Source organism: Streptomyces sp. NPDC002181 (assembly GCF_042890485.1).
Lineage (GTDB): Bacteria > Actinomycetota > Actinomycetes > Streptomycetales > Streptomycetaceae > Streptomyces.
Genome location: NZ_JBIASC010000008.1, coordinates 202,530 through 215,545, shown reverse-complemented (window position 1 = coordinate 215,545; position 13,016 = coordinate 202,530). Strand labels below are relative to the sequence as shown.

At 73.8% G+C, this 13,016-nt stretch carries 11 protein-coding genes; 3 read left to right on the top strand and 8 right to left on the bottom strand.

The features are described from left to right. Positions 1-3 precede the first annotated feature (3 nt). Both ACFYXV_RS21240 and ACFYXV_RS21235 read right to left on the bottom strand, forming a co-directional pair. Entirely contained in the window at positions 4-759 is a 756-nt protein-coding gene (locus ACFYXV_RS21240; protein WP_385470448.1) for an N-acetyltransferase, read from the bottom strand. A 56-nt stretch (positions 760-815) separates the two neighbouring features. After that, a complete protein-coding gene (locus ACFYXV_RS21235; RefSeq protein ID WP_385470450.1) occupies positions 816-2,252 on the bottom strand; it encodes a PLP-dependent aminotransferase family protein in 1,437 nt (478 codons plus the stop codon). On the opposite strand from ACFYXV_RS21235, the gene ACFYXV_RS21230 reads away from it, so the two are divergent. Together ACFYXV_RS21230 and ACFYXV_RS21225 are read left to right on the top strand one after the other, a co-directional pair. Next, positions 2,251-3,201, top strand: a complete 951-nt coding sequence (locus ACFYXV_RS21230) for a DMT family transporter (protein ID WP_385470452.1) — start codon at positions 2,251-2,253, stop codon at positions 3,199-3,201. The genes ACFYXV_RS21235 and ACFYXV_RS21230 overlap by 2 nt on opposite strands. Positions 3,202-3,261: 60 nt before the next feature. Beyond that, positions 3,262-3,459 (top strand): DUF1918 domain-containing protein, encoded by a 198-nt coding sequence (locus ACFYXV_RS21225; RefSeq protein ID WP_383341598.1) that lies wholly within the window; start codon positions 3,262-3,264, stop codon positions 3,457-3,459. A 45-nt stretch (positions 3,460-3,504) separates the two neighbouring features. On the opposite strand, the gene ACFYXV_RS21220 is transcribed toward ACFYXV_RS21225, so the two are convergent. Beyond that, positions 3,505-4,743, bottom strand: coding sequence for a glycoside hydrolase family 10 protein (locus ACFYXV_RS21220; protein ID WP_385470454.1), 1,239 nt, complete (start codon positions 4,741-4,743; stop codon positions 3,505-3,507). A 172-nt stretch (positions 4,744-4,915) separates the two neighbouring features. On the opposite strand from ACFYXV_RS21220, the gene ACFYXV_RS21215 reads away from it, so the two are divergent. Further along, positions 4,916-5,788, top strand: coding sequence for a 3-hydroxybutyryl-CoA dehydrogenase (locus tag ACFYXV_RS21215; RefSeq protein ID WP_030157264.1), 873 nt, complete (start codon positions 4,916-4,918; stop codon positions 5,786-5,788). Between the two features lie 49 nt (positions 5,789-5,837). Here the strand turns inward: ACFYXV_RS21215 and ACFYXV_RS21210 are convergent, their stop codons facing one another. The 5 genes from ACFYXV_RS21210 to pheS form a co-directional block, all read right to left on the bottom strand. Beyond that, the gene (locus ACFYXV_RS21210) at positions 5,838-6,368 is read right to left on the bottom strand and encodes an NUDIX hydrolase (RefSeq protein WP_030157262.1); all 531 of its coding nucleotides are present in this window, start codon (positions 6,366-6,368) and stop codon (positions 5,838-5,840) included. A gap of 53 nt (positions 6,369-6,421) precedes the next feature. Next, the gene (locus tag ACFYXV_RS21205; protein WP_389383747.1) at positions 6,422-7,762 is read right to left on the bottom strand and encodes a transcriptional regulator; all 1,341 of its coding nucleotides are present in this window, start codon (positions 7,760-7,762) and stop codon (positions 6,422-6,424) included. 368 nt (positions 7,763-8,130) lie between these two features. After that, positions 8,131-9,159 carry a PP2C family protein-serine/threonine phosphatase gene (locus tag ACFYXV_RS21200; protein ID WP_389383746.1) on the bottom strand — a complete coding sequence of 343 codons (1,029 nt, stop codon included), beginning with the start codon at positions 9,157-9,159 and terminating at the stop codon, positions 8,131-8,133. 193 nt (positions 9,160-9,352) lie between these two features. Continuing rightward, positions 9,353-11,881, bottom strand: a complete 2,529-nt coding sequence (gene pheT, locus ACFYXV_RS21195) for a phenylalanine--tRNA ligase subunit beta (RefSeq protein WP_385470462.1) — start codon at positions 11,879-11,881, stop codon at positions 9,353-9,355. Then, the gene (pheS, locus tag ACFYXV_RS21190) at positions 11,881-13,008 is read right to left on the bottom strand and encodes a phenylalanine--tRNA ligase subunit alpha (protein WP_385470464.1); all 1,128 of its coding nucleotides are present in this window, start codon (positions 13,006-13,008) and stop codon (positions 11,881-11,883) included. The genes pheT and pheS overlap by 1 nt, the downstream gene beginning before the upstream one ends. Positions 13,009-13,016: the final 8 nt, after the last annotated feature.

The window sequence follows — 13,016 nt, the reverse complement described above, 5'->3', positions numbered from 1 at the left end:
TCCTTAGGGGGTGTCCAGCGCGTGGCGGACCCAGACGTTCGGTTCCACGTACGCCGCGTAACCCTGTGCGGCCTCGCAGCGGACGGGCGCCAGGGCCCCCTCGACCAGCACCGGACCCGTCGTGTCGAACGGCAGCCCGGTCCACTCCCGCCACTCCGCGAGCGAGCCGGTGATCGTCATCGACAGCGGGGCCACCGAGTCGATCACCGCCCCCGCGCGGACGTGGACCCGCAGCCACGGGTCGTACGGCAGCCCGTCCCCGCGCGTGCGGTACGCGTACTCCTCCATCGGGGTCTGCGGCTCGGCCGGCTTGCCGCTGGGCCGCACGGGAGCCACCACCTCGGCGAAGCCGCGGGCGCGGGCGTCGTCCCGCATCGCGCCCAGCATCCGCCCGGACAGGCCCTGGCCGAGGCGGTCGGCGGCGATGGTGATCTCGATGGCGCTCACCGTGTCGGGGGCGATCCCGCGCCGCAGGTCGGAGAAGGCCCACAGGAGGACCTGGTCCCAGCCCCGCGCGGGCAGCTTCCCGTCGCGGCCGGGCTCGTGCTGCGCGAACGGCACGCTGAACCCGCGGGCGATCACCGCATCGCCGTCGGTGGCGACGAGGACGTGGTCGGCCAGTTCCTCGACCATGCGGGGGTAGAGGAGCGTTGCCGTCGAGTCGTACCGCGCGAACTCGGGCCAGGTGTCCTTCATGTCCCAGAGCCGCCCGGCCAGTTCGGGGCGCTGCGCGAGCGTGGTGATCTCGATGCCGTCCATGGCCGCAGGGTAGGGCGGCGCGGCGGCGCGGCTCCACCGGTTTTGGGGGGCACCCGCTAGGGGGTCGCGAGCGAGCGCAGCCGGTGTACGGCCTCGCCCAGTTCCGCCGCGCCCGAGACCCCGGCGAAGCTGAGCCGTACGTACGGACCGGGCGGTTCCGCGCAGAAGTACGGGCGGCCCCCGGCGACCGCGACCCCCGCGCGCAGGGCCGCCGCCGCGAAGCCCGCGTCGTCCTCGCCCTCGGCCATGCGCACCCACAGCTGGTAGCCGCCCGCGGGCAGATGGGGCAGGGTCAGCCAGGGCAGTTCCCGCCGCAGGGCGCCGGCGAGCAGGTCCCGCCGGTGACGCAGCTCGGCGGCGACGGAGCGCAGGTGGCGGGGCCAGGCGGGGGCGCCGACCAGCTCCAGGGCGGCTTCCTGGAGCGGCCGGGACACGAAGAAGGAGTCCACGACCTGAATCGCCCGCAGCCGGTCCAGCACCGGGCCGCGGGCGGCGAGCGCGCCCACCCGCAGGCTGGGCGAGGTGGCTTTGGTCAGGGAGCGGACGTGGACGACGACCCCGTCCCGGTCCTCGGCGGCCAGCGCCGGGGGCAGCGGGCCGGCGTCCTCGTGGGCGAGGGCCCGGGCGTAGTCGTCCTCCACCACGAAGGCCCCGGCGGACCGGGCGATCCGCAGCACCTCGGCCCGCCGCCCGGGAGCCAGCACCGCACCCGTCGGGTTCTGGAACAGCGGCTGGCATACGAACACCCGCGCGCCCGTCGCTTCGAAGGCGGCGGCCAGCAGTTCCGGCCGGACCCCCTCGGCATCCACCGGGACGGGCACCGGGCGGCATCCGGAGGCGCGGGCGATGGCGAGCAGCCCGGGGTAGGTCGGGGACTCCACGAGGATCGGCGCCCCGGGCGGGGCCAGCGCCCGCAGGGCGGTGGTGAGGGCGCTCTGCCCGCCCGCGGTGATCAGGACGTCGGCGGCTCCGACGGCCCCGGCCGCCCCGCCGATCTCCCGGGCGAACCAGTCGCGCAGCTCGGGCAGCCCCTCCATGGGCGGCCGCTCCCATGCCCCGGGGCGCCGCCCGGCCCGGGCCAGCGCGGCGGCCATGGCCCGCTCGGGCTGGATGGAGGGGTGCAGGTAGCCGCTGTTGAGCCCGATCACCCCGGGCGGCGGCGCGGCCAGGCAGGCCAGCACCCCGGAGGCGTCCACCGAACGCGGGACCACCTCGCCCGCGCCCTCCGCGCTCAGGGCGACCTCCTGCCAGGAGGTGTCCCCGGGCACGGGCACCGCCGCACGGGGCCGGGCCCGGAACACCCCGGCGCCGGGCCGGGTGACGACGAGCCCCTCGGCGGCCAGCTGCGCGAGGGCGCGGGAGACGGTGACGGGGCTGACCCGGTAGCGCTCGACCAGGGCCCGGCTCGACGGGAGCTTTCCACCCTCCGAGTAGCGGTCGAGCTCCGACCGCAAGGATTCCGCCAGTTCCGCCACGCTGCTACGCTCGTACATGACAGCACAGAATAGCGCTACTACCCACAGGGCGATAGCGGTCGGGGATCCTGCCGACCGGTCCGCCACCAGCGGGCGCCGCGGCGGTCTCGGCGGCCGGGCCACCGGCGGTACCGCACTCGCCGGGCTCGGCGTCATCGCCTTCTCCCTGACCTTCCCCGCCACCGCCTGGGGCCTGGAGAGCTTCGGCCCCTGGTCCTTCGTCGCCGTGCGCAGCCTCCTCGCCGCGCTCATCGCCGGGGCCTTCCTGCTGGCCGGGCGCGTGCCGCTGCCCGCCCGCGCGCACTGGGCCGGCCTCGCCGTGGTCGCCGCCGGAGTCGTCGTCGGCTTCCCGCTGCTCACCACCCTGGCGCTGACCACCTCCACCACCTCGCACGCCGCCGTCGTGGTGGGCCTGCTCCCACTGACCACGGCCGCCGTGTCGGCGCTGCGCACGGGCGCCCGCCCTTCGCGCCGGTTCTGGGGCGCGGCCGTCGCCGGGGCCGCCGTCGTGCTCGGCTTCACCCTGACCCAGAGCGGCGGCGCCCTCTCGGCCGGCGACGGGTACCTCTTCGGGGCCCTGCTGGTCTGCGCGGCCGGGTACACCGAGGGCGGGCGCCTGGCCCGCGTCCTGCCCGGCTGGCAGGTCATCGGCTGGGCGCTGGTGCTCTGCCTGCCGCTCAGCCTGGCCGGCTCCGCGCTGGGGCTCGCGTACGAGCCGGTCCACCTGAGCGGCCACGGGGTGGCCGGGCTCGTCTGGGCGGCGGCCGGCTCCACCTTCCTCGGACTGTACGTCTGGTACCGCGGGATGGCGGAGATCGGCGCACCGCGGGCCAGTCAGCTCCAGCTCGCCCAGCCGCTGCTGACCCTGGTCTGGTCCGTGGCGCTGCTCGGCGAGCACCTCTCCCCCGCCGCCCCGGCCGCCGCCTGCGCGGTCCTGGTCTGCATCGCCGTGACCCAGCGGGCCTAAAGCGGGCAAACCGCCGTAAACTGCTGTCACCGATACGGACCGCCTCCGAGGAGGTCAACCATGCGCGCGACCGAGGGCGACCAGCTGGTGCAGCACGGCAGGATCGTGGGCCAGCACGACAAGGTCGGTGAAATCACTCAGGTACTCGGCGACAACGGCACCCCGCCCTACCGGGTCCGCTTCGCCGACGGTCACGAGGCAGTCATGTCCCCGGGCCCCGACTGCGTCGTCAAGCACCCGTCGGAGCCCACGCACTGACCGCACCCGCACGACGCGGCCGCCCCGGCACCGCGGGGCCCCGCGTCACCTCGGCGGCACGGCCGTCGGGTAATGGTCGGCGACGACCCTGGCCATCGCACCATTGGGGTCCGCGACCACCTGCTTCGCCGAGAAGTAGACGTGGCCGCGGACCTCGGGGTAATCGCGGGCGAACGTCAGGTGCTTGGACAGCTCCTTGGGATCGCGCCAGGCGGCGGTCGCGCTGTTCCGGTCGCAGCGGTACAGCGCCTCGCCCACGTACAGCGCCACGCCGGTGCCGGCCACCGTCTTCGCCCACCAGGGAACGAGCTTGGCGTAATCGGCGGTCGGATGGCCGATCTGCCAGTACACCTGCGGCACGATGTAGTCGATCCAGCCCTCCCGCACCCACTTGCGGGTGTCGGCGTACAGGTCGTCGTACGTTTCCACCCCGGCCTGCGTCGGCGAACCCAGCGGGTCCCGCCCGCTGTTGCGCCAGACCGCGAACGGGCTGATGCCGAACCGCGCCGCCGGGCGGACCGTCCGCACCCGCTCGGACATCTCGCGGACCAGCGCGTCGGTGTTCGCGCGCCGCCAGTCCGCGCGGGAGGCGAAGCCGGCGCCGTGACGTGCGTACGCGTCGTCGTCGTCGAACGCCTCCCCCTCGACGGGGTACGGGTAGAAGTAGTCGTCCCAGTGCACCCCGTCCACCTCGTACCGGGAGACCGCGTCGAGCATGGCCTCCTGCACGAAGGCGCGCACCTCGGGCAGCCCGGGGTTGTAGTACAGCTTCTTGTTGTACGCGACCGTCCAGCCGGGATTGCGCCGGGCCGGATGGGTCGCGGCCAGCCGGTCGGGATCGGTGTGGTTGGCCACCCGGTAGGGGTTGAACCAGGCGTGCAGCTCCAGCCCGCGGGCATGGGCCTCGGTGACCGCCGTGCCCAGCGGGTCCCAGCCCGGGTCCTCCCCCTGTTCCCCCGTCAGCCACTGCGACCAGGGCTCGCGGGCCCCGGGCCACATCGCGTCGGCGGCCGGCCGGACCTGGAGGATCACGGCGTTCAGGCGGCGGGCGACGGCGGTGTCGAGGAGCCGGATCAGCTCGTCGCGCTGGTCCCCGGCGTCCAGCCCGCTCTCGGAGGGCCAGTCGACGTTCTCCACAGAGGCGATCCACATCGCGCGGAACTCGGCGGCCGCCTTCCCGCGCGGACCGCGCCCGCGCGCCGCCCGCGCGGGGGCCGCTCCGCCCGTCGCGGCCAGCAGCCCGGCGGCCCCCGCCAGCAGCCCCCGACGCCCGATGTACGCCATGTGACGACTCCGTTCCTTTGCGTGACAGTCCCCTGCATCTGACAGCATGCCCGCCCCGGCCCCCCGCCGGGGTGAAGGTCGGGGGTAACGTCGTGGGGCGTGGCGGGCGCCGGGACGCAGTGACACTGCGCAGCACGGGGGACCCGCCGACGGATGCAGCGAAAGGCACGAAGTGACTGACCTCCCTTCCGACATCACCCGGGTCGGCGTAGTGGGCTGTGGCCAGATGGGCGCGGGCATCGCCGAGGTGTGCGCGCGCAGCGGCCTTGAGGTGAAGGTCGCCGAGACCACCGGCGAGGCCCTGGAGATCGGGCGCACCCGGCTGCACAACTCCCTGACCAAGGCCGCCGAACGCGGCAAGATCAGCGAGGAGGAGCGGGACGCGACCCTGGCCCGCCTCACCTTCACCACCGATCTCGGCGAGTTCGCCGACCGCGACCTCGTCATCGAGGCCGTCGTCGAGAACGAGCAGGTCAAGACGGAGATCTTCCAGGTCCTCGACCAGGTGATCACCCGGCCGGACGCGATCCTCGCCTCCAACACCTCCTCGATCCCGCTGGTCAAGCTGGCCGTCACGACCTCGCGGCCCGACCAGGTCATCGGCATCCACTTCTTCAACCCGGCGCCGGTGCAGCAGCTCGTCGAGCTGATCCCGGCGCTGACCACGAGCGAGGAGACCATCAAGCGGGCCGAGGCCCTGGTGGGGAAGGTCCTGGGCAAGCACGCGATCCGCGCCCAGGACCGGTCCGGCTTCGTCGTCAACGCGCTCCTGGTCCCCTACCTCCTGTCGGCGATCCGGATGTTCGAGTCCGGCATCGCGAGCCGCGAGGACATCGACAACGGCATGGAGCTGGGCTGCGCCCACCCGATGGGTCCGCTCAAGCTCTCCGACCTGATCGGCCTCGACACGATCGCCTCGATCGCCGATTCGATGTACGCGGAGTACAAGGAGCCGCTGTACGCCGCGCCCCCGCTGCTCCAGCGGATGGTCGACGCCGGCCGCCTCGGCCGCAAGACCGGCTCGGGCTTCTACCCCTACGGCTGATCCGCCCCTGCGGCCGGTCCCGTACCGCCGCGGCCCGCGGCCGACGCGGTCAGCCGAGCCGCAGATGGTGCAGGAGCAGCAGCCCGGCCGCCATGTTGGCGGCCGGGATCTCGCCGCGCGCGATCATGTCCGGCACGAGTTTGAGCGGCACCCACTCGCGGCGCGAGGACTCGAAGTCGTCCTCGGGATGTCCGATGTACGTCGCACCGTCCGCCCAGTAGAGGTGGTGGCGGGCATCGGTCAGCCCGTTGGCCGGCTCGACGGTCATCAGGTGGTGGAGGGGCCCGGGCCGCCAGCCCGACTCCTCCTCCATCTCCCGGGCCGCTGCCGCCGCGATGTCCTCGCCGTCCTCGACCACGCCGGCGGGCAGTTCCCAGCCCCAGCTGTCGGTGATGAACCGGTGCCGCCACAGCAGCAGCACCTCGTTGGCCTCGTTGACGGCCGTGGCGACGGCGACCGGCCGCAGCCGGATCACGAAATGGTCCAGGTGCCGGCCGTCGGGAAGTTCCACATCGGCGAGGTTCACATCGAACCAGCGGTTCTTGTACACGGTCTGCTCACTCAGGTTCGTCCACTGCACGGTTGTGCCACCTTCCGTTCGAGTAGGTGGCAACATGGCAGCAGTTCACGCGCTCACAGGGGAACGCGCAGCGCCCCTTCGATCAGCTGCGCGGTCTCCTCCGCGCCGGAACATCCGCTGGTCAGCAGCTGTTCGCGGACCGCCCGGAGCCGGTCCCGCAGTCGCAGCGACTCCATGCCCTTGGCCCGCTCGGCCATCTCGGCGGCGGCCGCCACCGCCCGGTCCGCCTCGCCCTGGCGCAGCTGGATCTCGCACAGCATCGCCAGCCGGTGGACCCGCCCGCGGTCGTGCGCCGGAGTCCCCACCGCCGCCGTCGCCTGCTCGTGGGCGGCGCGCAGGTCGCCGAGGCTGAGGAGCGCCTCGGCCACCTGTACGTTGACCAGCCCCGGCTGCACGTACCCCGTCTCGTCCGGCTCCTTGCCGGGCCGGATCCGCTCGGCGGCCGCCTCGGCACGGCGGATGCAGGCCAGCGCGGCGGCGGTGTCCCCGAGTTGGGCGTAGGCCTTGGCCTGCATGGCGTACAGGTCGGCGGTCAGGGCCGGGGTGGTCTGCGGGCCCGCGGCGCGCAGCGCGGCCTCGGCGAAGGCGACGGCCTGGCGGTACTCCCGCAGGTGCAGGGACTGGTTGACGATCAGCGCGATGACGTACGCGCCGAGCCCCCGGTCCCCGCTGGCCTTCGCCAGCCGCAGCGCCTGGTGGAAGTAGCGCTGGGCGAGCCCGTGGGCGTCCGAGTCGTACGCGCAGATCCCGGCCACCGCCACCAGGGACCCGGTGGCCCGGTGCAGCTGGCGGCCGAGGCCGTCGGGGTATCCGCCCCGGAGCATCGGCGCGGTCTCGCTGCCGAGGAAGCGAATGATCCGGGCCCGGGTGGCCACCCCGCCGGCCCGGCGGTACATCAGCTCGTAGTGGGCGCGGGCCGCCCGCAGGATCTCGATGTGCTCGGGGCCGATCCGGTTGGGCCCGTCACGGGAGACGTCGGCGTCCTCGGGCGGGTTCTCCCACTCCCAGACCGGGATCACGGCGGGAGTCCCGGTGACGGCCTCGGCGGTGAGGAGCTGGACGCGGCCCTGCTCGTCGGAGCGCCACAGGGCGGCGGCCCGGTCGACGAAACCGCTGAGCGGGGAGCCGTGCGGGGACCCCGGCTGGCCGGGCAGGCCGAGCCCGACGTCGTCCAGCGACACCGGGCGCCGGAGCCGGCCGCCGAGCACTTCGCAGATCAGGTCGGGCACCTGGCCACGCGGCCGCTGCCCCTTCAACCACCGGGTGACGGCGGTGTGTTCGTAGCGCAGGGCCAGTCCGCGGGAGCGGCCCGCCTGGTTGACATGCGCCGCGAGTCCGGCGTGGGACATGCCCGCCTCGGCGAGGAGGGCGTCGAGAAGGGCGTTGGGCTGCATGGGCCCCTCCAAGGGCTCTTCGGTCTCAGGCTAGTGGGTGCGCGGTTCACACGGGGTGTACTCCTTTCGATTCACACAGGGTGTGAATCGAGAACGCGCATAAATGCGATACGCACCCTGCCGCAACGAGCCCCTGGGACGCTTCACTTAAGGGCCTCGCCAAAGAGGCAGCCCGGGTCGTCGGCTCCCCCTCGTACAGTGCGACGACCCGCACCGCGCCGCCCGCCTTGCTGTCTGCCCGACACTCCATGGCAGGCGGGCGGCGCGCTCCGGCTCCGCCGGCGCCCGGTTGGTCGCCGGGCCCCGGCAGGGGCCGTGGAACGCGCGCCGGGCCCTCCCACCGGGCCCGGTGTGCGGTCCCCTCCGGTTCAGGGGCTGCGGTCGCTGCGCAGCACCAACAGGGCGACGTCGTCGGTGAGTTGCCCGCCGGTATGACGCAGCAGTTCGGCGTGCACGCCCGCGACCAGCCGCGCGGGCGTGTCGGCCCCCCGCTCCGCGAGCACGCTGCGCAGGGGGAAGAACCGCCCTGCGGCGTCGCGGGCGTCCTCGGCGCCGTCGGTGTGCAGGAACAGGACGTCGCCGGGCCACAGTTGCCCGCAGTCCTGTGGCTGGACGTCCGGCCGTACGGGCACCACCCCGAGCGGCGGGAACGTCTCGCCCCCGTCGAGGGTCCGCACCTCCGAGCCCCGCCGAACGCGGTCCCTCCCCGCTCCGCCCCTTCTCCGTACCGCGGGCGCCGAGAGGGCGGGGCGGGGCGGCGCCCCGCAGGGTTCCAGCGGCCGCGGTTCGCGCAGGAGGTACGGCCACGGATGCCCGCAGTTCAGGGCCAGTACGGTGCCGTCCTCCCCGATCTGGAGGAGCAGCACCGTCACGAACTCCTCGGCGGCGTCCTGTGCCAGGACGTGCCGGGCCAGGGCGCGTTCCATGCGGACCAGCACCCCGCCCAGCGCGGGTTCGTCGTACGCCGCCTCACGGAAGGCCCCGAGGACCGCCGCCGCCGCGCCCAGCGCCGGCAGCCCGTGGCCCCGTACGTCCCCGATGACCACCCGCACCCCGTACCCCGTCGGCACGGCCTCGTACAGGTCCCCGCCCACCACCGCGCCGCGGCTCGCCGACAGCTGCGCCGCGGCCAGCGTCAGGCCCCCGATCCGTCCCGGCGGCGGCCGCAACAGGGCCCGCTGCGCCGCGCCCGCGATCTCCCGCATGCGCCGCAACTCGGCCATCAGGGCGTGCCGGATGTGCAGCGCACACCCGGTGGCCAGTAAGAGGAACGCCGCACAGCTGGCCAGGCTGGCACCGAGCCGCCCGGGGGTGGACAGCTCCCAGGACACCGCGGCGCCGCCCCATGCGAGGACGCACACCCGGCGCACCCGGGACATCTCCCCGCACGTGATCATCGCTCCGGCCTCCCCTCGGGGGCGTCCGACGGATCGGGATCGGACGCCCTGGGCCGCCACGATTCTGTCGACCGGCCGCATCCATGGACACGGGTCACCGGGCTTCTCACCCTAATGAGTGAGGGGCGTATCCGGACCACCGGATACGCCCCTCAGTGCCTCAATCCGCCTCAGCGGCGGACCGGTTGCGCGGTCACGCCCCGCGCAGCACCGCGCCCGTGCGCTCGCCCGCCAGCGCCACCGCCGCGTCGCGCGCGGCCGTGGACTCCTCCGCGGTCAGCGTGCGGTCGGCCGCGCGGAAGCGCAGCGCGTACGCCAGGGACTTCTTGCCCTCGCCGACCTGCTCGCCGGTGAACACGTCGAACAGCCGCAGGGACTCCAGCAGTTCGCCGGCTCCCTTGCGCAGCGCGGTCTCGACGTCGGCCGCCGGGACCGATGCGTCGACGATCAGCGCGACGTCCTGGGTCGCCACCGGGAAGGTGGAGATCCGGGGCGCCTCCACGGCCTCGCCGCCGGCCGCCGCGAGGCGGTCCAGGTCGAGCTCCATGGCGCTGGTGCGGGCCGGCAGGCCCATCGCCTTGACGACGCGCGGGTGCAGCTCGCCGGCGTGCCCGATGACCGTCTCCACCCCGTTCAGGGTGACGATCAGCTCGGCGCAGCGACCCGGGTGCCACGGCCCGTACTGGCCCTGGCGCACGACGAGGTCGACACCGGCCTCGGCGGCCAGCGAGCGCGCGGCCTGGACCGCGTCCGCCCAGTCGGCCGGGCGGCCCTTGCCCCACCAGCCGGCCTGCTCGCGCGCACCGGCCAGCACGACCGCGGCGTACCGCGGCTGGGCCGGCAGGGCGGCGTTCAGCGTGGCGATCTCCTCGGCCGTGGGACGCCGGTCGACGGGCAGCCGTACGGCGACACCCGGCCGCGGGCCGGCCCGGAAGACCGAGCCCGTCTCGAAGAGGGCGAGGTCGTGGCTGCCCCGGCTGTCGTTGCGGCGCAGCGCGCCCAGCAGACCCGGCAGCAGCGTGGTGCGCAGCGCCGGCTCCTCGTCGGAGAGCGGGTTGACCAGCTTGACGACCTGGCGGGCCGCGTCGTGCGCGGGCAGCTGGAGCTGGTCGAAGACGCCCTCGCCGACGAACGGGTAGCTGAGCGCCTCGACGTAGCCCGCGCCGGCCAGCGCGCGGCCGACCCGGCGGTGCAGCTGCTGCCGGGCGGTCAGACCGCGTCCGGAAGGCAGCTTCGGCAGGGTCGACGGGAGGTTCCCGTAGCCCTCCAGCCGGATGACCTCTTCGGCGAGGTCGTTGGGCTCGGCGAGGTCGGGCCGCCACGAGGGGACGGTCACGACGAGCTCGTCCTGGCCGTAGACGTCGCAGCCGACCTCCTGGAGGCGGCGGACGACGGTCTCGCGGCCGTAGTCCATGCCCGCGACCCGGTCCGGGTGGTCCGCGCGCATCGCGATGGTGCGCGGGGCGCCCGGGGCCGTGAGCTCGGTGACGCCGGCCTCGGCGGTGCCGCCCGCGAGCAGCACGAGCAGGTCGACGGTCCGCTGCGCGGCCGCGGAGGCCGCCTGCGGGTCGACGCCGCGCTCGAAGCGCTTGGAGGCCTCGGAGGCCAGCTTGTGGCGGCGGGCGCTGCGCGAGATCGTCAGCGCGTCGAAGTGCGCGGCCTCGATGACGACGTCCGTGGTGCCGGTGACGGCGCCGGTCTCGGGGTCGGTCACGGAGTCGGCGATCTCGGTGTTGGCGCCGCCCATGACACCGGCGAGGCCGATCGGCCCGCTGTTGTCGGTGATCACCAGGTCCTCGGCGTCGAGCGTGCGCTTGACCCCGTCGAGGGTGGTGAACTTCTCGCCCTGCTCGGCGCGGCGCACGCCGATGGCACCGTCCAGGCGGGAGCGGTCGTACGCGTGCAGCGGCTGGCCGAGTTCGAGCATCACGTAGTTGGTGACGTCGACGGCGAGCGAGATCGGGCGCATGCCGGCCTTCTGCAGGCGCCGCGTCAGCCAGATCGGGGACTTCGCCTCGGGGTCGAGGCCGGTCACCGTCCGGGCGGTGAAGCGGTCGCAGCCGGCCGGGTCGTCGATCTTGACCAGGTAGCCGTACGAGTTCGGCGCGGGCACGTCGAGCAGCGCCGGGTCGCGCAGCGGCAGGCCGTACGCGGTGGCGGTCTCACGGGCCACACCGCGCAACGACAGGCAGTAGCCGCGGTCCGGGGTGACGGCGATGTCGAGGACCTCGTCGACGAGCTGGAGCAGCTCGATCGCGTCGGTGCCGACCTCGTGCTCCGGCGGCAGCACGATGATGCCGTGCGTGCCGTCGTCGCCCATGCCCAGCTCCTCGCCGGAGCAGATCATGCCGTGGGAGGTCCTGCCGTACGTCTTGCGCGAGGCGATCGCGAAGTCGCCGGGCAGGACGGCGCCGGGCAGGACCACGACGACCTTGTCGCCGACGGAGAAGTTCCGGGCGCCGCAGACGATCTCCTGCGGCTCCCCGGTGCCGTTGGCCCGGCCGACGTCGACCGTGCAGAAGCGGATCGGCTTGCGGAAGCCTTCGAGCTCCTCGATGGTCAGGACCTGGCCGACGACCAGGGGGCCCTTGAGGCCGGCGCCGAGCTGCTCGACCCTCTCGACCTCAAGGCCGGCGTCTACGAGCTTGGCCTGCACGTCACGACCGGTTTCGCCCGCGGGCAGGTCGACGTACTCCCGCAGCCAAGAAAGCGGGACCCGCATCAGATCTCCATCCCGAACGGCCGGGTGAACCGGACGTCACCCTCGACCATGTCTCGCATGTCTTCGACGTTGTGGCGGAACATCAGCATCCGCTCGATGCCGAACCCGAAGGCGAACCCGCTGTACTTCTCCGGGTCCACACCGCAGGCGACGAGCACCTTGGGGTTGACCATCCCGCAGCCGCCGAGCTCGATCCAGCCCTCGCTGGAACAGGTGCGGCACGGGCGGTCGGGGTTGCCCACCGACTCGCCGCGGCACACGTAGCACTGCATGTCCATCTCGGCGGACGGCTCGGTGAACGGGAAGAAGTTCGGGCGCAGCCGGGTGGTCATGTCCTTGCCGAAGAGCGCCTGGACCATGTGGTCCAGGGTGCCCTTGAGGTCGGCCATGGTCAGGCCCTCGTCGACGGCGAGCAGCTCGACCTGGTGGAAGACCGGGGTGTGCGTCGCGTCGAGCTCGTCGGTGCGGAACACCCGGCCCGGGCACACCACGTACACGGGCGGCTCCCGGTCGAGCAGCGAGCGCGCCTGCACCGGGGAGGTGTGGGTGCGCAGCACGACGCCGGACTCGTCGCCCTCGGTGCCCTCGGGGCCCTGGACGAAGAAGGTGTCCTGCATCTGGCGCGCCGGGTGGTCGGGCGTGAAGTTGAGGGCGTCGAAGTTGAACCACTCCGCCTCGACCTCGGGGCCCTCGGCCACCTCGTAGCCCATGGCCGTGAAGACGTCCGCGATGCGGTCCATCAGCGTGGTCAGGGGGTGCCGGGCACCGGCGGGGACGCGGTCGTGGGGCAGCGTGACGTCCACCGCCTCCTCGACCAGCACCCGCTCGTCGCGCTCGGCTTCGAGCTCGACCGTGCGGGCCCCGAAGGCCTTGTTCACGGCGCCGCGGGCCTGGCCCACGCGCTTGCCCGCCTCGGCCTTGGCCTGCGGCGGCAGGGCGCCGATCTCGCGGTTGGCGAGCGCCAGGGGCGAGCGGTCGCCCATGTGCGCGGTCTTCGCCTCACGCAGCGCGTCGAGGTCGCCGGCGGCGGCGAAGGCCGCGAGCGCCTCGTCCCGCATGCGCTCGATCTCTTCCGGTTTCAGTGCCTCGACCTCGACAGGGTCGTACGACTTGTTCGGTGCCGACATCTCTTCCC

Excerpts from the sequence above, each read along its gene's own strand:
- ACFYXV_RS21225 (WP_383341598.1), top strand. The coding sequence starts at position 3,262 with ATGCGCGCGACCGAGGGCGACCAGCTGGTGCAGCACGGCAGGATCGTG.
- pheS (WP_385470464.1), bottom strand. The coding sequence starts at position 13,008 with ATGTCGGCACCGAACAAGTCGTACGACCCTGTCGAGGTCGAGGCACTG.
- ACFYXV_RS21230 (WP_385470452.1), top strand. The coding sequence starts at position 2,251 with ATGACAGCACAGAATAGCGCTACTACCCACAGGGCGATAGCGGTCGGG.
- pheT (WP_385470462.1), bottom strand. The coding sequence starts at position 11,881 with ATGCGGGTCCCGCTTTCTTGGCTGCGGGAGTACGTCGACCTGCCCGCG.
- ACFYXV_RS21240 (WP_385470448.1), bottom strand. The coding sequence starts at position 759 with ATGGACGGCATCGAGATCACCACGCTCGCGCAGCGCCCCGAACTGGCC.
- ACFYXV_RS21205 (WP_389383747.1), bottom strand. The coding sequence starts at position 7,762 with ATGCAGCCCAACGCCCTTCTCGACGCCCTCCTCGCCGAGGCGGGCATG.
- ACFYXV_RS21220 (WP_385470454.1), bottom strand. The coding sequence starts at position 4,743 with ATGGCGTACATCGGGCGTCGGGGGCTGCTGGCGGGGGCCGCCGGGCTG.
- ACFYXV_RS21200 (WP_389383746.1), bottom strand. The coding sequence starts at position 9,159 with ATGATCACGTGCGGGGAGATGTCCCGGGTGCGCCGGGTGTGCGTCCTC.
- ACFYXV_RS21235 (WP_385470450.1), bottom strand. The coding sequence starts at position 2,252 with ATGTACGAGCGTAGCAGCGTGGCGGAACTGGCGGAATCCTTGCGGTCG.